The sequence below is a fragment of the uncultured Mobiluncus sp. genome (assembly GCF_947254095.1).
Taxonomy (GTDB): domain Bacteria; phylum Actinomycetota; class Actinomycetes; order Actinomycetales; family Actinomycetaceae; genus Mobiluncus.
The window spans coordinates 38,814-60,953 of the sequence record NZ_CAMYBV010000010.1 but is presented as its reverse complement, the minus strand read 5'-3'; the positions used below and the strand labels follow the sequence as shown (position 1 = coordinate 60,953).

Sequence of the window (22,140 nt, the reverse complement as noted above, 5' to 3'; positions counted from 1 at the left end):
AAATCTGCACCAGGGGTCACACAATTAACCGGTTAAATTCAGGTTAAAACCGCGTTAGACTTTTAAGGCAATTTGCGGCCGGAACCCGCTGGGCGACCCCAGAACCTCGCGAAAGTGCGAAACCTCACACCCGCTGCCGCAACGATTGCAACGCAAAGAAAGGAACCCCGATGGCCACCGCTCAAGCCTGGATTGAAGGAGCGCGGCTGCGTACCCTCCCGGCTTCGGCATCACCTGTCTTGCTCGGCACCGGCATCGCTGCCGGACTGGGCAAGATGGATCCTTGGCTGGCCCTGGGTTGTCTGGCGGTGGCGCTGCTACTGCAAATCGGGGTGAATTTTTCCAACGACTATTCCGACGGGATTCGGGGCACGGACGAATACCGCGTTGGTCCGCCGCGCCTGGTCGGAGGCGGGGAAAATCCGCGCAAAGTCTTGGCGGTGGCGCTGAGCTGTTTCGCTTTGGCCAGCATCGTGGGCTTGAGCGTCGCCATCGTCTCCCAGTCGTGGTGGCTCATCGGCGCCGGAGTGGCGGCAGTCGCGGCCGCCTGGTTCTATACCGGGGGCAAGCACCCCTATGGCTACGCCGGGATAGGTCTGTCTGAGCTGCTGGTTTTTGTCTTTTTCGGGCTGATGGCGGTGCAGGGAACCTTGTGGGTCCAGGCCCAAGCCCTGCCGTGGCAGTCCTGGGCGCTGGCCAGCGGCCTGGGGTTGCTGTCCTGCGCACTGCTGATGGTCAATAACCTGCGCGACATTCCCACGGACCAGAAATCCGGCAAAGTTACCCTGGCGGTACGTTTGGGAGATGCCTGGTCACGACGTATTTATCAGCTTTTCGTCTATGTCGCTCTGCTGTTGTCGCTGGCGGTGCTGTTTGTGCCGTGGCCGGAAATCTTCCCCGGCGGTTTTGTCCAGTGGAGCGGTGGTTTCGTGGTGCAGTTGTTGCTGTGGCTAGGGGCTTTGCTGACGATGCGTCCGGTGCGCACGCACCTGACCGGCAAGGCCCTGATTGCGGCTCTGCGCAACACCGGTTTGCTCACCCTGGCTTATGGCGGCTTGCTCGGTCTGCTGTTTGCACTGCTCTAGCCGTTTTCGCCGGTTTTTCAGAAGCACGCACAAGCGCGGGTGGGCGGCAACTTGCCTCGGGGTGTCGGTGGTCGGTTTACCTCAGCACACCATCCCGTGCTATGTTAATAGTATTCTGAGGTTCACCGGGAAAGCCCCCGGAGAACCTTCTGAATAAAACGAAGAAAAGGGGAGGAAATGAAGCTGGTAGTGGTCGGCGGCGTTGCGGGCGGTCTGTCTTTTGCCGCGCGCATGCGCAGGTTGGACGAGTCAGCCGAAATTGTGGTGTTTGAAAAAGGACCGTACCCCTCGTTTTCCAACTGCGGCTTGCCTTTCTATGTCGGCCAGGAGATTCCCACGCGTGAAAGTCTGCTGCTGAACACGCCACAGGGCCTGAAAGCGAAACTGAATCTGGACGTGCGGGTAAACCACGAGGTTATCGGCCTGGACGCGGACGCGAAAACCGTGCAGGTACGCGGCGCGGACGGGCAAGAATTCACGGAACGCTACGACAAGCTGATGCTTTCTCCCGGAGCGAGGGCCGCGCGTCCCCCGATTGCGGGCTTGGATTCCCCGCGGGTTCGCACGCTGCGCACGGTGGATGATGCGCAAAGGATTGTGGATCTGGCTGAATCCGCGAAATCAGCCCTGGTCATCGGCGGGGGATTCATTGGTGTCGAAGCGGCGGAAGCTCTAGCTCACCGCGGCATCAATACGACTATCGTCGAGGGTAGTGACCATGTCATGCCTCCGCTGGACCTGGAGATGGCTCATCTGGTGACCGGAGCCTTGCAATCGCTCAATATTAACGTCATCGCGAAAACTCGCGTCACCAAGATTCAACATTTCCCCGCTCACGACCTAGCGGAACTGTCCAATGGGCAGCGCCTGGAGGTGGGGTTGATTGTGCTGGCTGCGGGCGTTACCCCTGCTACCAAGCCTTTCGTGGCAGCCGGGGTCAAGGCTGATGGGCGGGGTTTTATGGTAATTGATCAGCACGGACGTACCAGTTTGCCTGACGTGTTCGCCTGCGGTGACGCCGTTACGCAGCAGACCGGAGTGACTGGACAAGCGCGGCCGGTTGCGTTGGCCGGTCCGACCAACCGTGCGGCCCGGCTTATCGCGGACTTTATTGCTGACCCAGAAACGGCTCGGCCCCTGCCCAAACCCCTCTCTACCTCGATTTTCCGGGTGGGACCCATGACTGTGGCCCAGACCGGGGCCAACCAAGCCGAACTGGACGCGGAGGGCATCGCCTACCGCACGATTCACACCCACCCCACTGACCACGGCACTTTCCTGCCCGGCGCCCAACCGATGCAGCTGATGCTGCATTTTGCGGCCGCGGACGGAAAAATCCTCGGCGCTCAAGGAATCGGGGGCAACGGGGTGGATAAGCGTATCGATGTTATTGCCACAGCTCTCAAGGCCGGACTGAGTGCCCCCGATTTGATTGACTTGGATTTGGCTTACGCGCCCCCGTATTCCGCAGCGAAGGATCCGGTCAATTTCCTGGGATACGTGGCGGAAAATGTGCTACGTGGCCGGCTGAAACTGTGGTACGCCGAGGAAGCGGCTCAATTAGACCCAGCTACCCCAATCCTTGATGTGCGCCCTGTCCCCGAGTTCAATGCCGGACATTTGCGAGCCGCCAGGTGTATACCCTTGACGGAACTGCGTTCGCAACTCGATGAGGTGCGGACTTGGGCCGACGGGAAAACCGTGTACTTGAGCGACGATAGCGGGGCTAACGCTTGGCTGGCCCAGAGAATTCTCGAACCCGCCGGGATTAATGCTAAAGTATTGTCTGGCGGGGTCAATACGGTTTTCGCCTACTACTTTGACAACCCCGGTGCGGTGCTAGAAATGTAACGCCGCTGCCGATTATGAACCCGGATCTCAGGAAAGGGAAAAATTATGTGCTCTCCAGTAAAGTGCGCGAACTGCGGAAAGACCACTTGGACAGGGTGTGGCCAACACATTGAGGCGGTCAAGGCCAGCGTCCCGGCAGACCAGTGGTGTACCTGCCCAGAAGACAAACGCAAACCGCAATCCCTATTCACGAGTTTCTTTTCTCGCTGAGCATTTTTGCCGCAAGGTGGTGCTTCGCCCCTGCTACGAAGTAGCAGAAATGCGAAGCGCTCAGGGCGTGGAGCCTAATTTCGGCAATAGTTTTCCCTTCCCCACCCTTGCTAAAATCGCTGTATGACCTCGAACAATGACTTTATAGAACTTTGTGCCGGTCAATACCGCGCCCAGATTTCGCCTTTTGGTGGGGGCTTGTGGTCGTTGACTTTTGCGGGGAAGCCGCTGGTGGTGACCCCTCCTTTAACGCACCAGGGGTTGTCACGAGTGTCCCCGGTTCCGTTTGCGGCAGGGTGTCTGCTGGCACCGTGGCCCAATCGGGTGGACGGTGGAAATTTCACGTTCCAAGGCGAAACGTATCAGCTCGAAATCAACGAACCCGACCGCCGCAACGCCATTCACGGTTTCGTCAGGGAACGGCCTTGGCAACTCGATTCCGAAACGTCCGACAATCCCGCAGCGGTACGCCTCACGCTGGAAATGGAACCGCAGCCGGGCTGGCCGTGGCGACTCAAATACGTGATGAACTGGAGTGTTGACGCGACCCAAGGGTTGCGAGGCGAACTGCGGGTTTCCAACCTCAGCGATACGCCCTGCCCGTTTGGCTTCGGGTGGCATCCTTATTTAAGCGCGGGGGGCGCGAGCCTGGACGAATGCACCTTGCGCATCTCGGTAGGCAACCACCTCGTGCTCGATTCAACACGTAACCTGCCGACCGGTCTGGAGCAACCCGCGGACAGTGTTTTGGGCCAAGCGCGGCCGGTAGCTCTGCACGGACTGTGGCTTGATCACGCCTTTCGGGCGCAACCCGAGCCGGACGGGCGAGTCCGGGCCGCCTTGTGCCGGGCAGACGGTTCGGGGACGGAACTTAGTGCCGGGCCGTGGTGTCGGTGGCTCCAGATTTATACCGCTGACCCTGCTCACCAGCAGGCTTTCCCCGGCGTTCCTGACGGGCGCGCCCTGGCGGTCGAGCCGATGACCTGCCCACCTAACGCCTTGAGACGCAACCAGGATTTGTTGGTACTCGCGTCAGGAGAATCGCGTTCTTTCGCTTTCGGGCTACGCTCCCTCACCGCGGCACGCTGATGAATAGCCGTCACCCCGCACCCCCGACCGTGAAAGCCCGATGCCGGGCTTCGGAATCGTAACTTTCTCTATTTACATCGTCTTAAGAAGAGCATCAGAAGTTGGGTAACGAATCCTCGGCAGTGACAGGAAGAACGTCAGGCAGTTTGTCCGACAGGGCTAACGCAATTCTTTTATGGCATGAAACATAGATTCTGTCAGAATAGATTGGCTGAGTTAATACGCACGAAATTGAGGAATTAAAAAGGAGAGATGGCAGGCAAGAATTTAACGCGCTGGTGAGTTTACGTGACGAAAACTCACGTAGCGTGTATTCTTCAGGGCGTAGGAATGAATCAACAGGGCCGATGAGATGAGCCTGTTCTGCGCATACGGCATATCCACTCCAGAATATACCGTGCCAGGATTCGTATTCGGAGAAATCCGCGAGCGTGGCAGTCAGCTGAGATAAGTAAACTTCACTGTTAATTACGCCCTCGGCGAAGTGCAATTTGGAACCGGTGTCGATTGTTTCGAGTAGCTGAGGATTCCGGGAAACTTCAACCAAGGAGTAATGATGTTTCGCGGCGAGGTCCGCCCAGGAAAATGTGTCCTTCATATTTCCTATTGGTAGAAGCAGCATCAGAGTGGCATCAAAGTGTTTAAAGACCAAATCAGATACATACCCGGTACGATGGTCATTAGACCGCAGCGCGAGATTCGGGTCAATCGCTTTTAAGAATGAATACATAGTTTGCATGGTTCATCGGGCTATCAGTAGAGGCTTTGTCCCAACCATTTGCATTGGGATAAAATATAGATAATGTCACGTATTTAGACTTCATTGTTACAGGTAGCCTTAGCTCTATGAAGGAGTCTCTTACCTGCCAATCTTCCTGTAAATTGATGCCGAATTCTTGGTATGTGCATTTGTCGGGATTAACTGATTCTTTCTTGTAAATTTGCTCACACTGACGAACTAAAGTCGAGGGCGGCGGGGCGATTCTGTAAAACCGCAGTTCGAGAAGAGTGGGATTCTTTCGTGTTACGACTGGTATGTCCTCCATAGGTGTCGCCGTGTTGCCTATCTGTGCCTCGAAATCGGGTAACCACAGAAACTCGACTGGTGTAATCTCTTTTCCATTTACAACGAGTGTAGGGGGTGCGTCTGGTCCTACGTAAGCATATTCCAGAGCCGCAGGTGACGGATCTCGTGAAGTAGAACCTGTTGACCCGAGGGTGCAAGATGCCAGAGCAACTACAATCGCTGCAACTGAGGTGAAGTATAATGTCCGAGTTAGCATGAAAATCTACTGATTCGGTTATTGCCACCATTACCTGTCCTGGCGAAGTAATTCTTTCCATTCTCGGTTGTAAAATGTGCAGAAAAACCCCAATATGTGTGTGTTCCAGTACCTGAACAGGACTGGTGAGGATGTGCATCGTTGCTTGTATTCTTTCCGGTAGTTTCTGATCCATCGGAAGCCAACGGTTGGAATCCGTACGGAGTTTCGCGGTAGAGAGATGTCACTGTCTTAAGGTATTGAACGTTATTTGAGCATGTTATACGACCGTGTACCGATGCCATGTTGCCGCTCTTATGGGGCAGGAAGGTGTATCCCGTGCACTTCGAAGGTGAATAGACCGGTTTCGTGGGTACCACGGCACTCGACTGTGGACGCGCAGGGTTGGAGAAACTGATTCTACTGAGTGTTGAATCAACCTCGACTAGAGGAGTGGTTGGGCGTATCATTTCGCTGCGGCTATTGATGGGTAGAATTGGAGCACTGTCATTTTGAGAAGTGGCAACGCTGTCGAATCCCGAGGTGCTTAGTGCAAGAAGAGAAATAGCAGCAAATATAGCCTTGTTAGTAAGCATATAAGCCTCCTTGTAGTTTCAAGATTAATACCAACACTATATCACGGAGCTAGATGTGTTACATCACTCTCATAATCGATTTGCATTTCTGCCCGGGGTTTACGTTTTTCTGGAGCAGCCCGCGGACACTGTTTTGGGTCAAGCGCGGCCGGTAGCGTTGCGCGGACTGTGGCTTGACCACGCCTTTCGGGCGCAACCCGAACCGGACGGGCGAGTCCGGGCCGCCTTGTGCCGCGCCGACGGTCTAGGGACGGAACTCAGTGCCGGGCCGTGGTGTCGGTGGCTCCAGATTTATAGCGCCGACCCTGCTCACCAGCAGGCTTTCCCCGGCGTTCGCGACGGGCGCGCCCTGGCCGTCGAGCCGATGACCTGCCCACCTAACGCCTTGAGCCGCAACCAGGATTTGTTGGTACTCGCGTCAGGAGAATCGCGTTCTTTCGCTTTCGGGCTACGCTCCCTCACCGCGGCACGCTGATGAATAGCCGTCACCCCGCGTATCCGGCTGCGAAAGCCTAGTTCCTGGCTCAAGCAGCCGGATACGCCCTAATCGCTGTGGGTTACGGCGGATTAATGGGGGCGAAACGGTGGGGATTAATCAGCCCAAGGGTCGACCAGGATACGAATCGGGTCGCCTTCCTTAGTCTTGGTCATCTCGATACCGCGTTCAATTTCCCGCAGAGGCACAATACCGGATACGGAACGCGACAAATCCAGGCGTCCGGCCTTTAACAGCTCTGCCAGTAGGAAAATATCGACCGGTTTGTAACCCAAGTGACCAATTATCTGGTTACGCTGCAGACCAAACTTCAGAATCGGTCCGGCGTTCAAGTCTTGGGCGGACAAGCCTACCAGGACAGCGCGGCCACGATAGTCAAGCGAGGCCACCGCCTGCTTAAACGTGGACTGCAGTCCGACCGCGTCGAAAGCCACATCAATCATGCGCCCGTTGGTAGCCTCTTCAATCTTTTTTATTAAATCCGGGTCATCGGAACGGAACGCGTAATCGGCACCCAACTCTTTGGCGCGTTCCAGCACAGAATCACGAATGTCTATGGCAATCACGGGCAGTGCGCCGGCCAGTTTTGCCAGCTGGACAATATGAGTTCCTACCCCTCCCAGTCCCCACACCGCGACCGCGTTGCCCAGCGAGACTTTGCCGGAATCTTTCACCGCGCTAAAAGGTGTCGCCACCGCATCGGCAAGGATTGCCGCCTGATCCATCGGGACATGCTCGGGAACCCTAGTCATCCCTGCTGCATCCGCAACTGTGTATTGCGCCCAAGCGCCGTCATAGGCAAAAGCCATCAGCTGCAGGTTCTGGCAGTCAGCAAAGTTTCCGCGCCGGCATTGGCGGCAAACCATACAGGGACGCCCCGAAACCGGGATGACTCTATCGCCGACCTGCCAACCGTTCACGCCTGGACCGAGTTCGACGATTTCGCCGGAACACTCATGCCCCTGGGTGATGACTTTTTGTTGGGGTGGAAAGTTGCCGTCCAACAGGGAAAGGTCAGAGTGGCAAATGCCGCAGTAGGCGACCTTAATCAGCACCTGCCCGATGCCGGGTTTCGGAATTGGCACCTCCTCAATTTTCATCGTCATGGTGTCCGTGTACAGACGCTGGGCGAGCATTGTTCCTTCCATTTTTCTCCTCTTTCAGGGTGATAGCTGCATTGCTAATAAGCGGCGGAGCTAAGCTGCAGCGCTGAGCGCAACCGTGATTTGAGTCTACTCTCGTAAGACAAGAAATTAGGACTTAATGCCCAGAAAAAGTTTTGGGGTATCGGCACGCAGGCCGGAAAATTGCGTGAGGGTGGGAAAAGTTATAGAGTAGATATTTGCGTGTTCTTTGTCCGAGGCGACCTTAAACCGTTGATATTGCGTAAGTATGCGCCGGCAATATCAGGGCAGGTCAGCGAGGGACGAGATGTTCAAACGCCGGAGCGCATCGAGATTTTCAAGGCTGATTGCCGCGGTAGTGTGCGCGGTCGAGCCCGCCCTGAATTCTCGACCATCCATACAACATAAAGGAAACGGAAATCTTGGCTACGAAATCCAAAGAATCCTCCACTCACCCTTTCCGGGTGTCTTTTGCCCAAATTGATGAACCGATGGCACCGCCGAATTTGTTGGCGCTCCAGACCGAATCTTTTGACTGGTTCCTGGGGAATGAAGCCTGGCAGGAGCGTGTTAAGAAAGCCGATGAAACCGGTGATAAGCATGTTCCCCGCACTTCTGGCCTGCAGGAAATCCTGAACGAAATGAGCCCGATTGAGGACAACGGCGGCACCATGAGCTTGTCCTTTAAGGACTACACCTTGGAAAGCCCGCACTACACCATCGACGAATGCAAGGACAAGGACCTGACCTACAACGCGCCGATGTACGTGACGGCCGAATTTATTACCTACGAAACCGGCGAAATTAAGACCCAAACCGTGTTCCTGGGCGAATTTCCGTTGATGACCCCGCGCGGTACCTTCATCGTCAACGGCACCGAGCGGGTGGTTGTGTCCCAGCTGGTGCGTTCCCCCGGCGTGTATTTTGAAAAGACTGCGGACAAGACCTCGGACCGGGACATTTACTTGGGCAAGGTCATTCCCTCCCGCGGTGCTTGGCTGGAGTTCGAGATTGATAAGAAGGATACGGTTGGGGTGCGTATCGACCGCAAGCGCAAGCAGTCCGCCACCATTTTCCTCAAGGCGCTGGGCATGAGCATCGGCGAGATTCGCGAGGCTTTCCAAGACTTCCCGTTGATGCTGGAAACCCTGGAAAAAGACGGCGCGATTGAAACCCAGGATCAAGCCCTAGAAGATATCTACCGCAAGATTCGTCCCGGCGAGCCGCCCAGCGTGGAGGCCGGACGTAACCTGCTACATAACTTTTACACCAACCCCAAGCGTTACGACCTAGCCGAGGTGGGACGCTACAAGATCAACAAGAAGCTCGGTGTCGAGCGGGAAATGGGCGAACGCACCCTGGACCTGACCGACATTGTCGCCGCGTTCCGCTACCTGTTGGCGCTGCGTGCCGGGGACGATACGGTCAAGGTCAAAGACGCGGCCGGCAAAGAAACCGAACTGCACATCAAGACCGACGACATCGACCACTTCGGCAACCGTCGGGTGCGTCCGGTTGGCGAGCTCATTCAGATGCAGGTGCGCACGGGTATGTCCCGTATGGAGCGCACCGTAAAGGAACGCATGTCCACTCAGGACGTCGAGGCCATCACCCCGAACTCGCTCATTAACATTCGTCCCGTCGTGGCGGCCATCAAAGAGTTCTTTGGCACCTCGCAGCTGTCGCAGTTCATGGACCAAAACAACCCGTTGGCGGGTCTGACGCACAAGCGCCGTCTGTCAGCTTTGGGTCCGGGCGGCCTGTCCCGTGACCGGGCGGGTATGGAAGTTCGTGACGTGCACCCCTCGCACTACGGGCGCATGTGCCCGGTGGAAACTCCCGAAGGCCCGAACATTGGTTTGATTGGTTCGCTGGCGACTTTCGCGCGGATTAACCCTTACGGGTTTGTGGAAACCCCCTATCGCGTGGTTAAGAAAGGTGTCGTCACCAACGAAATCCACTACATTACCGCGGACGACGAAGAGGGCAAGAACATCGCCCAGGCCTCCGCGCAGCTCACGAAAGACGGACACTTCGTTGAATCTGCCGTGCTGTGCCGTTCCACCGGCGGCGACCCGGTGCTGGTCAGCCCCGAAGAAGTCGACTTGATGGACGTTTCGGCTCGTCAGATGGTGTCGGTCGCGACGGCGATGATTCCGTTCTTGGAACACGACGATGCGAACCGCGCCCTGATGGGGGCCAACATGCAGCGTCAGGCAGTGCCGCTGCTGAAGACCGAAGCTCCGCTGGTGGGCACCGGCATCGAGAAACGCGCCGCGATTGACGCCGGCGACGTGGTCGTAGCGAAGAAGGGCGGTGTCGTCACCGAGGTCAGCGCCGATATGGTACGAGTCCAGGAAGACGACGGTGAAACCCGCGTTTACGCGCTAGAAAAGTTCAAGCGTTCCAACCAGGGCAACTGCTACAACCAGCAGGCTATCGTTGACGAGGGCGACCGGGTCGAAGCTGGCGACGTCCTGGCTGACGGTCCCGCTACTGACGGCGGAGAGATGGCTTTGGGCAAGAACCTGCTGGTGGCCTACATGTCCTGGGAAGGGCTGAACTACGAGGACGCCATCATTTTGAGTCAGCGGGTCGTTTCCGAAGATTTGCTGACCTCGATTCACATCGAGGAACACGAAATCGACGCGCGCGACACAAAACTCGGCGAGGAAGAAATCACGCGGGACATTCCCAACGTTTCCGAAGCTGCCCGCAAAGACCTGGACGAACGCGGCATTATCCGTGTCGGTGCCGAAGTTAGCGCGGGCGACATCCTGGTCGGTAAGGTGACCCCCAAGGGTGAAACCGAACTGACCAGTGAGGAACGCCTGCTGCGGGCCATCTTGGGCGAAAAAGCGCGGGAGGCTCGCGATACTTCGCTGCGGGTGCCGCACGGGGAATCCGGCATCGTTATCGGTGTCAAGGAATTCGTGGCCGGTGACTGTGAAGACGCCGCGCTGGGACCCGGCGTAAACCACATGGTTCGCGTCTTTATCGCCCAGCGCCGCAAGATGACGGTCGGGGATAAGATGGCTGGACGCCACGGCAACAAGGGCTGTGTCTCCAAGATTCTGCCGGTGGAGGATATGCCGTTCCTCGAGGACGGTACCCCGGTAGACATTATCTTGAACCCGATGGGTGTGCCTGGTCGTATGAACCTGGGTCAGGTACTCGAGTTCCACTTGGGTTGGCTGGCTCACGAGGGCTGGGACATTAGTGAAGCTCGCAAGGCCGGTGAAGAGTGGGCTCAGGAGGTTCCGTTGGAGGTTTGCGAACCGGGACAGCACGTGGCGACCCCCGTGTTCGACGGTGCGGAGGCAGACGAGATTACCGGCCTGCTGCGCAACACTCGCGTCCGCGACGACTTCGACCGCCCGCTTATCGACGAAATGGGCAAAGCCAAGCTGTATGACGGCCGTTCCGGGGAACCTTTCCCGTACCCGATTGCTATCGGCTACAAGTACATGCTGAAACTGCACCACTTGGTTGACGACAAGATTCACGCCCGTTCTACCGGCCCGTACTCCATGATTACCCAGCAGCCTCTGGGTGGTAAGGCCCAGTTCGGTGGCCAGCGTTTCGGTGAGATGGAGGTGTGGGCTATGGAGGCTTACGGCGCCGCCTATGCCCTCCAAGAACTGTTGACGGTGAAATCCGATGACGTGCAAGGACGTGTGCGGGTTTACGAGTCTATCGTGCGCGGTGAGGACCTGCCCCAGCCGGGTATTCCGGAATCTTTCCGCGTGTTGATGCAGGAAATGCGTTCGCTGTGCCTGAACGTTGAGGCCTTGGACGCCGCCGGCAACGCCATCGACTTGCGTGACGATGACGACGAAGCCGGCCGCGGACCCAACAGCCTCGGTTTCGACTTGGGCAAACGGCCTAACGCCCCCGGCCTGCTGACGACCGACGAATTCATCAACGCCTAAGACGGACCGGAAGAAGAGGAAAGAACACAAATGTTGGATGCAAACAAGTTTGACAAGTTGCACATCGGTTTAGCGACCGAGGACGACATCAATGGCTGGTCCCACGGCGAAGTTAAAAAGCCGGAAACCATCAACTACCGGACGTTGAAGCCGGAAAAGGACGGCTTGTTCGACGAACGGATTTTCGGGCCGACCCGCGACTGGGAATGTGCCTGCGGCAAGTACAAGCGCGTGCGTTACAAGGGCATTGTCTGCGAACGCTGTGGGGTGGAAGTCACCCGTTCCAAGGTGCGCCGCGAGCGGATGGGTCACATCAAGCTGGCTGCCCCGGTGACGCATATCTGGTACTTCAAGGGCGTGCCCTCCCGGCTCGGTTACCTGCTGAATATCGCTCCGAAAGATCTGGAAAAGGTCATTTACTTCGCGGCTTACATGATTACCGAGGTTGACGAGGAACGCCGCCACAAGGACCTTGCCGATATGCAAAAGGAATCCGACCTGGCTCGTGAACAACTCGAAAAGAACCGCGACCTGGACGTCGAAAAGCGCGCCCAAAAGATGGAACAGGATATGGCGGCGCTGGAAAAGGACGGCGCCGAGAAATCCGAAATCGACAAGGTCAAGCGCAACGGCGAAAAGGAAATGCGCGCCATTCGCCACCAGGCCGAATCTGACCTGAAACTGCATGACGAAGTTTGGGAACGGTTTAAGAGCCTGAAAGTCGGCGACTTGGAGGGCAACGAGCTGGTCTACCGGGAAATGTATGCCCTGTACGGCACCTACTTCAAGGGCGGCATGGGCGCCCAAGCGGTGAAGGATCGTCTGGAATCTTTCGACCTGGTAGCTGAAGCCGAGGCCTTGAAAGAGGTCGTAGAGAGCAAGTCCGGTCAACAGAAAACCCGTGCTCTGAAACGTTTGAAAGTCATTAACGCTTTCCTCCAGACCGGCAAGCCGGCCTCGGCGATGGTGTTGGACTCGATTCCGGTCATTCCCCCGGACCTGCGCCCGATGGTGCAGCTGGACGGCGGACGTTTCGCGACTTCTGACCTGAACGACCTGTACCGTCGCGTCATCAACCGCAACAACCGTCTGCGCCGCTTGCAAGACCTGAACGCACCGGACATCATCGTCAACAACGAGAAACGTATGCTGCAAGAGGCCGTGGATGCCCTGTTTGACAACGGTCGGCGCGGTCGGCCGGTGACGGGTCCGGGCAACCGTCCGTTGAAGTCCCTGTCCGATATGCTCAAGGGCAAGCAGGGGCGTTTCCGTCAGAACTTGCTGGGCAAGCGCGTGGATTACTCGGGTCGTTCCGTCATCGTGGTCGGTCCGCAGTTGAAGTTGCACCAGTGCGGTTTGCCCAAGACGATGGCTCTGGAACTGTTCAAGCCTTTCGTGATGAAGGTGTTGGTGGAGAACGGGGACGCCAAGAACGTCAAAGCTGCCAAGCGGATGGTGGAGCGGCAAAACCCCCAGGTCTGGGACGTTTTGGACGAGGTTATCACCAACCACCCGGTGTTGTTGAACCGGGCGCCTACCCTGCACCGTTTGGGTATCCAGGCTTTCGAGCCGCTGCTGGTGGAGGGCAAAGCTATTCAGCTGCACCCGCTGGTGTGTGGCGCGTTCAATGCGGACTTTGACGGCGACCAAATGGCTGTCCACGTCCCGCTGTCCGCCGAAGCCCAAGCTGAGGCCCGCGTGCTGATGCTGTCGTCTAACAATATCTTGAAGCCCTCGGACGGCCGCCCGGTGACCATGCCCTCCCAGGACATGATTATCGGTATCTATCACCTGACTTCGGACGAAGATCCGGAAATGGTGCATAACCCGCGGTTTGATCCTGACGGCAACCGGGTGTTGAAGTACTACTCCAGCCCCGCCGAAGCCCGCTTGGCTTACGACAACGATGATCTGGCTTTGCAGGAAACCTGTGTGATCCGTATGGAACCGGGCGACTTACCGCCGGAGGATATGGAAATGCCGGAGGGGTGGCAGCCGGGAGACCGCTTTGAGCTGGAAACCTCCCTGGGGCGGGTTATCTTTAATGACTCGCTGCCGCGTGACTACCCGTTCGTGAACTACGTGGTAGAGAAAAAGAAACTCGGCAAAATCGTCAATGACCTGGCGGAACTGTATCAAAAGGCCGATATTGAGGTGTCCCTAGACGCGCTCAAGTCCTTCGGTTTCCACTGGTCGACCTGGTCGGGGATCACGATTTCTTTCACGGACGTGGTGCCGCCCTCGACCAAGCCTGCCATTTTGGAAAAGTACGAGAACCTCGCTTCTGACGTGCAAGCCGACTACGACCTGGGTGCCATCACCGAGGACGAACGCTACAGCGCCTTGATTGACCTGTGGCGGGCGTGCACGAATGAAGTGGCCGAGGAAATGCGCGAGAACTTCCCCGAACGCAACAATGTGTACCGCATGGTGAAGTCCGGGGCGCGCGGTAACTGGTCCCAGATTCAACAGATTGCTGGTATGCGCGGTCTGGTGTCCGACCCGAAGCAGCGCCTGATTGAGCGCCCGATTAAATCGAACTACCGCGAGGGTCTGTCCGTGCTGGAATACTTCATCGCGACCCACGGTGCCCGCAAGGGTCTGGCGGATACCGCCTTGCGTACCGCGGAATCCGGCTACCTGACCCGCCGTCTGGTGGACGTGTCTCAGGACGTCATTATCCGTGAGGAAGACTGCGGGACTCGCAAGGGTCTGACCATTACCATCGGTTCGGTCAACGAAGATGGCCAAGTCGAGCCCGACGAGCTGGTCGAGACCACCGCTTTTGCGCGTACCTTGGCTGTTGACGCGGTAGATGAGGCCGGTAACGTCGTGCTTGAGGCCGGGCAAGATGTCGGCGACGTGGCGATTAAGAAACTGCTCAAAGCCGGTATCACCCAGATTAAGGTGCGTTCCGTGCTGACCTGTGATGCGGCGATTGGTACCTGCGCCGCCTGCTACGGGCGGTCCCTGGCTACTGGCAAGCGCGTGGATATTGGCGAGGCTGTCGGTATTATCGCTGCTCAGTCCATTGGTGAGCCCGGTACTCAGCTGACGATGCGTACCTTCCACACCGGTGGTGCGGCTTCGGCGGCTGATATTACTCAGGGTCTGCCGCGTGTACAGGAGCTGTTTGAGGCGCGTACCCCCAAGGGCGAAGCGACCATCACCGAGGCTGCTGGCCGGGTGAAGATAAACGACGACCCGTCCGGCCCGCGCGAGGTTATCATCACTCGTGACGACGGCAAGGAGGATCTGGTCATCGAGGTGTCTCGCCGCCAGGCTCTGTTGGTTGCAGACGGCGATCACCTGGAGGTAGGTGACCGCCTGACCCAAGGTCCTATCGACCCGAAGAAACTGCTGCGCGTGAAAGGCCAAGCCGAAACCCAGCGTTCCCTGGTCAACGAAGTGCAGCAGGTTTACCACAGCCAAGGCGTAGATATTCACGCCAAGCACATCGAGGTCATCGTGCGCCAGATGCTGCGTCGCGTCACCGTGCTGGAGTCGGGCGACACTATGTTGCTGCCCGGTCAGCTCATCGATCAGGCGAAGTTCCGTGAAGAAAACAAGCGAGTCGTGGCGCAGGGCAAGCAGCCTGCCTCGGCACGTTCCGAGCTGATGGGTATCACCAAGGCGTCCTTGGCTACCGATTCCTGGCTGTCCGCGGCTTCCTTCCAAGAGACCACGAAGGTTCTGACCAACGCGGCGATGGAAGGCATCGACGACCCGCTGTCGGGCCTGAAAGAAAACGTCATCCTGGGCAAGCTGATTCCGGCCGGTACCGGCCTGAGTCGTTACCGCCGGGTGGAAATCAAGCCTTCCGCGAGCGGTCATGAGATGCTGATGTCGCAGCTGCCTTACAGCGACACGACCGGATTCGGGCTGTTCGATGACGATGTCGACCTGGAACACCCCTGGGGTTAGGGTCGAAAATGCCTGGTGACCTGTGATTACAGGGCTGAATCGGGTTTAATTCAATAGTTTCGGGGTTCCCGGTTCGCCAGCTGCGGTTGGCGGGCCGGGAACTTCAGTTTTTCAACACCCGGTTGATAGGGTTATGGCTATGGGAATGATAGATAAGGCCAAAGGGATGGTTCAGGCGGTAAAGTCTGGTGCCTCCGGTGACGAGTCGAGTAACCCTGCAGATGCGGGGAACACCGTCGAGGTAAAGGCGTCAGAGGTGAAAGTCTCCGGTTTGGCGGCCTGGCCTACCGGGATGCGCTTCGCTTTCGCGCTGGCTGCCAGCGCGCTGATAATTTTCCTGCTGTCTCTGATAGCCGGGGTGTTCATGCCGACTTTCCTGGCGTTTTCGCTGGCTTTGGCGGTGCGCCCGGTTTCCGAGTGGCTGATTCGCCACCGCTGGCCGGTGGGATTGGCAGCTTTGGTCAACATCGTGCTGCTGTTCGCCATTCTCTTTGTCATGCTGGGGTTGATTGCGATTGCCATCACCGCGATGGTCACGGAGTTACCCCGCTACGGCTCAAAGTTCCAGGCACTCTATGAGAACGCCATCAGTCAGTTGGATCAGCGCGGCCTGGACACTTCCGCCGTGTTGGATTCCTGGAAGAACGTGGATATCAACCGGATATTTTCCTACCTGTCCGGTTTTGCTAACCAGATTAGCGGCGCGGGAACGACCCTGTTCTTTATCATCATGGTGGCGATTTTTGTGGTCGGAGACATCGTCGTGGTGCGCCGCCGCGCCGCTGAGCTGGCTTCCTACGCGCCAGGTTTCGCCATCGCGCTGCGCAACTTCTCCCTGCGGGTGCGGACCTACTTCCTGATGACCACCGTCTTTGGTGCTGTCGTGGCGCTGGTGGACGTTGGAATTCTCTATGTGTTTGGCGTGCCGACCCCCTGGACCTGGGGCATCCTCGCTTTTGTGGCGAACTACATTCCCGCGGTGGGATTCATCCTCTCCATGATTCCCCCGATTCTGCTGGCTTTGGCGCTGGGCGGAGTGTGGCCGGCCGTCGGGGTCTTCATCGGTTACATGGTCGCATCGATGCTGTTCTTGAACATTTTGCAACCTCGCATAGCCGGCAACGCGGTGGGCTTGAACGCCACCGTTTCGTTCCTGTCTTTGATGGTGTGGTCCACGGTGATGGGCCCGCTCGGAGCGATTCTGGCGGTGCCTCTCACGCTGTTCTTCAAAGCTATCTTTGTGGACTCCGACCCGCGCACGGCCTGGATCGATGTGTTCTTCCGGCCTTCCGATGAACCCACCTCCCTGGTGTCCAGCCGCAAATCGCGTGACCGTGACGGCGATGGTTTGGATGATTCCACCGGGAAACCCCCGAGCATTGATACTCGGTTGCGTGAGGAACAAATCCAGGACGCGGCTGAGAAAGAGCGCGCTCGGGCGCAAGCCACCCTGGAGGAGCTGAACCAGGAGGCTTTAGAGCAAGCCGCTGAAAAGGCTGAAAAAGAGAAAGCCAAGAAGTCAGAACCCTCCGAGAAAAACGAGGAATAGCCGTCTGGCCTGTTACTTTCGCCCGGTAGCAGGTGAGATTTTCTCAGTTCACTAGGCCGGTGCGTGCTGTCCGCTGTGCGTCTCAGGGTTGCTCGGTGCGTGCGGTTGCACTAGCGAGGGCACAAGTCCGGATGGTCAGGATTTCGTTTCGGGTCAGTCCGCGGGGTCCGGCGGATTTTTCGGGTCAGTAGGTTTCTTTGCGTCGGAATTATCGTTCGGGCGGGGCTGGAGTTTTTCGTCCTCTTTCTCCCGCTTCTTGCGTTCGTATTCTTCACGCTGTTTTTCGCGCAGTTTCCGGCTGACTTCCTCGAGGAACTCCGGGTCGTCGTCAGGAGCACTAGGTTGCTGTGGGGCTGGTTTTCGCCCGAAACTGAGGGGTACGGATTCTTCACTCGACCAGATATTCGGTTCGATAACCCCGCCTTTGGCTTCTGCAGCGGCGACTCGCGACACGATTATCCACGCAATCGCCCCGATCGGGCTCAGCAGCAAAATCAGCAAAATCCACAAAATCTTTGGCACCTTGCCGGGCATGTTATCTTTCGGGGTGCGAATGCAATCAATCAGCGCATACAGGGTCAGCGCCAACCACAAGATAAACAACAAAACTCTGGCCACGGCTTCATCTTAACGTATAACCCGTGGTCTTTCTTGTTTTGTCGATTTCTGGACATGCCTGGAAGATGCTAACGGAGAAAATAGTATAAATAATGCGGGGGGACTACCGGTATCATGGTTTTTAAATTGTTTTCATTCGCAAAGGAGGGGTCGTAGATGTCTAACCCCAAATCACGCTGGATTCTCTTAGCCGCTTATGCCGTGCTGTTCCTGGCTTTGCCCTATTTGACCCAACCGATTTTTAAGTCTGTAGGCGATGGCGGTTTTGGGTGGATTTTGATGATTTTCTACCTGGCGCTACCACTGTTGGGACTGGGATGCGGGGTCGCGGACGGGATTGTCAACGGCTGGTCACTGTGGTGGCTCATCGCGCCGGTAGTACTGTTTATTCCGCACTTTTTTCTGGCGATGAACGCGGCTGCCGACCTCAGCGTCCACTGGGACGAATTTGTCCTGTTCACCGGCATCTATGTCGGTTTTGCGTTTATCCCCAACCTCATTGCGGGACTGGTCCGGAACTACCTCCAGCGCTCCCGAGCAAAGTCCTAAGCCCGCCCGGCCCTGCGGGGCTCGGTTAGCGTACCCAGGCGCGACCGGCGCGAAGTTCCCGTTTCGCCAGCTCGGTAACCTCGTGACGAGCCACCTTGCCCGGCCCTAACGTGGGCAGGTGCTGCACCACCACGACCACGCGGGGAGCGTGGGCGGCACCGAGTTCCGCGGTGACGGCGGTGCGAATCCGCGCCGCCAGAGAATCCGGCTCAGAAGTTCCGTCTTTCCCGCGAATTCCCAAGGAAGCCGGGGAGCCCAACATCGGGGCTAGCAAATCCACGTCAAGGTCGTCTCCGGGCACAACCACCGCGGTGACCAGTTCACCCCAGCGGGCATCGGGCAGCCCGACCACACACACTTGACCAACCCCCGGCACACTTAACGAGGCCTGCTCAACTGCAGAAGCATGAACCTTTACCCCGCCGGTATTGATGACATCATCGGTACGTCCCTGGATAATCAGGCGCGGGCCCTCCATACGGCCGGTGTCGGAAGTCTTAAACCAGCGGCGCGGCCCCATCTGAATCCACGGCGAAGCCTCCGCGGGATCGACTCCAGCCGGCGGTTTCTCCACGTAGCCCTCCATCAAGGACGTGCCGGTAATCCACACGGTATCACCCACGGTAGAAACTTGGGTACCCAGCAGGGGAATCCCGTCATAGACGCAGCCCCCGCAGGTTTCCGTCATTCCGTAGGTTTCCACCACGTGCCAGCCCACGGCCTTTGCCCGATCGGCCAGGAACGGGGTAAACGCAGCACCCCCGACCAAGATGGTGTCCACTTTCGCCAAAGCCGCGACCGCGTCCCCGCCCTCGTCCAGAATCTTTGACACCTGGGTGGGCACCAGCGACAGATACACCGGCAGAGTTGAATCCTTGGTGGCGCGTTCAACCGCACGCGCCAAGCTGGCGGGCTTAAATCCGTTGGTAGTATCCACGATGACGGGTTTTGTCCCGGAAATGAGCGAACGGGTCAACACCTGCAGCCCGGCCACGTGATGAGTCGGCAGTGCCAGAATCCAGCGGCCCGGCCCGCCCAGTGCAGCCAAGGTCGACCGGGCAGAGGACACCAGGGCGCTGGCGGAAATCGCCACCAAATGTCCGTTGCCGGTCTGGGAGCCGGAGGTCTGCATAATCAAGTCCGTTTTGGCTGGCAGCGGTCCGTTCAAGCGCGACCGCAGGGTTTGGCGGGCCTGTTCCGGATCGACTCCCGGAGCGATGGGAACCAGGATTTCGCGGACAAACTCGCTGGGGGGTACGTCCTCGGGTTCGCCCTCAAAAGCTCCACCCACGGGTATTTCGGTGTCGGTGGCGTCGAGGGAGGGCTCACCGGGTTGTGCGGGTGAGTCCGATTCCGCAGGCAAGTTCGGGGTTTGTGAGTCCTCTTCGGCGCGGACTTCCGCTAACGCCGCCTCCCAGTCGTAGTCGTCCGCGATTTGCCGACCGCTGCGGGCGAGTTCTTCCTCGGTAGTCAGAAAAGGCTCAATCGTGGTATCCAAAAATTCGGCCAGACTGACTACGTCCTGGGGTTTCGTGCCACCCGTCAGGAAACAGAACCGGACGGGAACTCCCCGCTTCGCTGTGTCACTCACCAACTTCACCCTGCCTTAACGCTAAAGTTCAATTATGGCTGTAACCTGGGATAACACCGCAGAAAATGTGGCAAACAAAGTTGTTTGCGCCGGACGTAGCAACGTGCCCGGAACCCGTCATACAGCCGGTTTCAATAAGATTCTAGCGGTTTTCGTGGCTTTCTGGACAATGCTGGGGATGCTCGGGTTGACGGCCTGTGCAAATTCGACTCCTGAGCCGGAAAAGACCCCTCCCCCCACCACCCAGCCCGAGGAACCCGCCTCTTGGCCCTTGACCGGCCTACCTCGTGAAGACCTAACCCCGCACCCCGCGGTGGCGGTGAAAGTGGAGAACACCGTGGCGGCTCGTCCGCAATCCGGGTTGGAGGACGCCGACATCGTGTTTGAAGAACAGGTTGAGGGCGGTATGACCAGGTATAACGCTGTGTTTCATATGCATACACCCGAGGAAATCGGCCCGGTGCGTTCCGTGCGGCCGATGGATCCGGGTATCGCGGCTCCGTTCGGGGGAATGCTGGTCTATTCGGGGGGAACTCCAGTGTTTGAATCTCGGGTTCCCGCTTCCGGGTTGCGCGGATTCAACGAGGATCAGGCGTTGGGTGCGCTGTATCGCGTGAAGTTTCGTGCCATGCCGCACAACCTCTACCTCTCGATTCCTAAACTTTACGAAAAGGTCGGCAAAGACCACACTATTGAACCCGACGCGCCCCCGATTCTCGATTTCGTCAACCCTGACCTAGGGGAGCCTCCCACCGCGGTTTCGTCAGGAACTCCGGCGAACACCCTGGCGGCCCGCTTCCCGTCCCTAGTCGCGGGCTACAACTGGACCGGTTCGCGCTGGCAGCGCACTGATGGGGGTGTGGCGGCGAGCGCCCGCTCGGGAGCCCCGCTGCAAACCGATAACGTGGTGGTGGTGTTGACCACCATCGTCGACACTGGCGCGAAAGACGCGGCCGGGGCTGCTGTCCCGGAAACGGTGTTGACCGGTGGCGGAACCGCCTATGTGGCGAGCGGGGGCTCGGTCGCCCAAGTGACCTGGTCCAAGGATTCCGAAGGCTCGCCGCTGCTGTTGACGGACTCGGCCGGCAAGCCCGTCCTGCTCAACCCGGGCACCACTTGGATTGAGCTGCTGCCCAACACTAACTTCAGTTTCCAGTAACCCCAGCCGGCCGCAACCCCCTGGTGAACAGTTAGAATCTAAGCGTGGACAATAACGCGGTTTCAGATGTTTTTGAGGCAAAACGGTGGCGAGAAGTCAGTCTGGAGGGGCTAAGCGATGTGACCTATCACCGGGGTGTGTTGGCGGACGGCAGCCCGGCGCCGGTGGTGCGCATTGCGTTCAATCGGCCCGAAGTGCGCAACGCTTTTCGTCCCCAAACTGTGGACCAGCTGTATCGTTGCCTGGACCACGCTCGCATGACTGCCAGTGTGGCCACGATTTTGCTGACCGGTAACGGCCCGGCGCGCGACGGCGGCTATGCGTTTTGCAGTGGCGGGGACCAGCGGGTTCGCGGCGCTGACGGTTACCAGTATCACGTGACCGTACCGCGCGACGACGCACCACAAGCGCCAGAGGGCGTGCCAAACCCGCCCGAACGCCCTTGTGAAACCCGAAACCCGGCCGACCGGACTGTTGACCTGAAACACCCGGAAACCCCAGAAACTACTGACAGCTCCGACCCGAGAGACGCGGCCGGACGCTACGGGAGGCTGCATATCCTGGAGGTACAGCGCCTCATTCGCGCCACCCCGAAACCGGTCATTGCGCTGGTCAACGGGTGGGCGGCCGGTGGGGGACACTCGCTGGTGATGGTCTGCGACCTGGCGCTGGCCAGCCGGGAACACGCCCAGTTCAAACAGGTCGACGCGAATGTTGGTTCGTTCGATGCCGGATACGGTTCGGGGCTGCTGGCGCGGCAAGCCGGGGATAAGCGCGCCCGCGAGATATTCTTCCTCGCCGAAACCTATTCCGCCGCCCAGGCCGAGGCTTGGGGAGTGGTGAACCGGGCGGTGGCGCACCAGGACCTGGAACGCGTGGGTTGGGAATGGGCGCTGACCATCGCCGGGAAATCCCCGCAGGCGATTCGCATGTTGAAATACGCTTTCAACGCGGTGGACGATGGCCTGGTCGGAATGCAAATGTTTGCCGGGGAGGCGACTCGGCTGGCGTACGGGACCGCGGAGGCTCGCGAGGGGCGCGACGCTTTCCTCGAGAAGCGGGCCCCGAACTGGGACGAGTTTCCGTATTATTACTAAGAGGGCTC

Annotated in this window: 14 protein-coding genes; 10 read left to right on the top strand and 4 right to left on the bottom strand. The window is 58.1% G+C overall.

Annotated features, from left to right (window positions below; all coding sequences use genetic code 11):
• Positions 1-170 precede the first annotated feature (170 nt).
• The 3 genes from Q0X47_RS05015 (at position 171) to Q0X47_RS05005 (ending at position 4,235) form a co-directional block, all read left to right on the top strand.
• Positions 171-1,085 (top strand): 1,4-dihydroxy-2-naphthoate polyprenyltransferase, encoded by a 915-nt coding sequence (locus Q0X47_RS05015; RefSeq protein ID WP_297723537.1) that lies wholly within the window; start codon positions 171-173, stop codon positions 1,083-1,085.
• A 177-nt stretch (positions 1,086-1,262) separates the two neighbouring features.
• A complete protein-coding gene (locus tag Q0X47_RS05010) occupies positions 1,263-2,936 on the top strand; it encodes an FAD-dependent oxidoreductase (RefSeq protein WP_297723535.1) in 1,674 nt (557 codons plus the stop codon).
• A gap of 333 nt (positions 2,937-3,269) precedes the next feature.
• The gene (locus tag Q0X47_RS05005) at positions 3,270-4,235 is read left to right on the top strand and encodes an aldose 1-epimerase family protein (protein ID WP_297723533.1); all 966 of its coding nucleotides are present in this window, start codon (positions 3,270-3,272) and stop codon (positions 4,233-4,235) included.
• A gap of 94 nt (positions 4,236-4,329) precedes the next feature.
• Here Q0X47_RS05005 and Q0X47_RS05000 read toward each other — a convergent pair whose 3' ends face one another.
• Complete coding sequence (locus tag Q0X47_RS05000) at positions 4,330-4,965, bottom strand: hypothetical protein (protein WP_297723531.1); 636 nt, start codon at positions 4,963-4,965, stop codon at positions 4,330-4,332.
• 1,183 nt (positions 4,966-6,148) lie between these two features.
• On the opposite strand from Q0X47_RS05000, the gene Q0X47_RS04995 reads away from it, so the two are divergent.
• On the top strand, positions 6,149-6,568 hold the full coding sequence (locus tag Q0X47_RS04995) for a hypothetical protein (RefSeq protein WP_297723529.1): 420 nt from the start codon (positions 6,149-6,151) through the stop codon (positions 6,566-6,568).
• A gap of 116 nt (positions 6,569-6,684) precedes the next feature.
• On the opposite strand, the gene Q0X47_RS04990 is transcribed toward Q0X47_RS04995, so the two are convergent.
• On the bottom strand, positions 6,685-7,737 hold the full coding sequence (locus Q0X47_RS04990) for a zinc-binding dehydrogenase (RefSeq protein ID WP_297723527.1): 1,053 nt from the start codon (positions 7,735-7,737) through the stop codon (positions 6,685-6,687).
• A 398-nt stretch (positions 7,738-8,135) separates the two neighbouring features.
• Here Q0X47_RS04990 and Q0X47_RS04985 point away from each other — a divergent pair, with 398 nt between their 5' ends.
• The 3 genes from Q0X47_RS04985 to Q0X47_RS04975 all read left to right on the top strand — a co-directional run bounded on the left by Q0X47_RS04985 (position 8,136) and on the right by Q0X47_RS04975 (position 17,118).
• On the top strand, positions 8,136-11,645 hold the full coding sequence (locus Q0X47_RS04985; protein ID WP_297723525.1) for a DNA-directed RNA polymerase subunit beta: 3,510 nt from the start codon (positions 8,136-8,138) through the stop codon (positions 11,643-11,645).
• A 30-nt stretch (positions 11,646-11,675) separates the two neighbouring features.
• Positions 11,676-15,569 carry a DNA-directed RNA polymerase subunit beta' gene (locus tag Q0X47_RS04980; RefSeq protein WP_297723523.1) on the top strand — a complete coding sequence of 1,298 codons (3,894 nt, stop codon included), beginning with the start codon at positions 11,676-11,678 and terminating at the stop codon, positions 15,567-15,569.
• A gap of 139 nt (positions 15,570-15,708) precedes the next feature.
• A complete protein-coding gene (locus Q0X47_RS04975) occupies positions 15,709-17,118 on the top strand; it encodes an AI-2E family transporter (protein ID WP_297723521.1) in 1,410 nt (469 codons plus the stop codon).
• A gap of 153 nt (positions 17,119-17,271) precedes the next feature.
• Here Q0X47_RS04975 and Q0X47_RS04970 read toward each other — a convergent pair whose 3' ends face one another.
• Positions 17,272-17,736 carry a PLDc N-terminal domain-containing protein gene (locus tag Q0X47_RS04970; protein WP_297723519.1) on the bottom strand — a complete coding sequence of 155 codons (465 nt, stop codon included), beginning with the start codon at positions 17,734-17,736 and terminating at the stop codon, positions 17,272-17,274.
• A 156-nt stretch (positions 17,737-17,892) separates the two neighbouring features.
• Between Q0X47_RS04970 and Q0X47_RS04965 the strand changes: the two genes are divergently transcribed.
• Complete coding sequence (locus Q0X47_RS04965; RefSeq protein ID WP_297723517.1) at positions 17,893-18,285, top strand: hypothetical protein; 393 nt, start codon at positions 17,893-17,895, stop codon at positions 18,283-18,285.
• 25 nt (positions 18,286-18,310) lie between these two features.
• Here the strand turns inward: Q0X47_RS04965 and Q0X47_RS04960 are convergent, their stop codons facing one another.
• Entirely contained in the window at positions 18,311-19,876 is a 1,566-nt protein-coding gene (locus Q0X47_RS04960) for an AMP-binding protein (RefSeq protein WP_297723515.1), read from the bottom strand.
• Between the two features lie 34 nt (positions 19,877-19,910).
• On the opposite strand from Q0X47_RS04960, the gene Q0X47_RS04955 reads away from it, so the two are divergent.
• Together Q0X47_RS04955 and Q0X47_RS04950 are read left to right on the top strand one after the other, a co-directional pair.
• Complete coding sequence (locus Q0X47_RS04955) at positions 19,911-21,035, top strand: DUF3048 domain-containing protein (RefSeq protein WP_297723513.1); 1,125 nt, start codon at positions 19,911-19,913, stop codon at positions 21,033-21,035.
• Between the two features lie 44 nt (positions 21,036-21,079).
• On the top strand, positions 21,080-22,132 hold the full coding sequence (locus Q0X47_RS04950; protein WP_297723511.1) for a 1,4-dihydroxy-2-naphthoyl-CoA synthase: 1,053 nt from the start codon (positions 21,080-21,082) through the stop codon (positions 22,130-22,132).
• Positions 22,133-22,140: the final 8 nt, after the last annotated feature.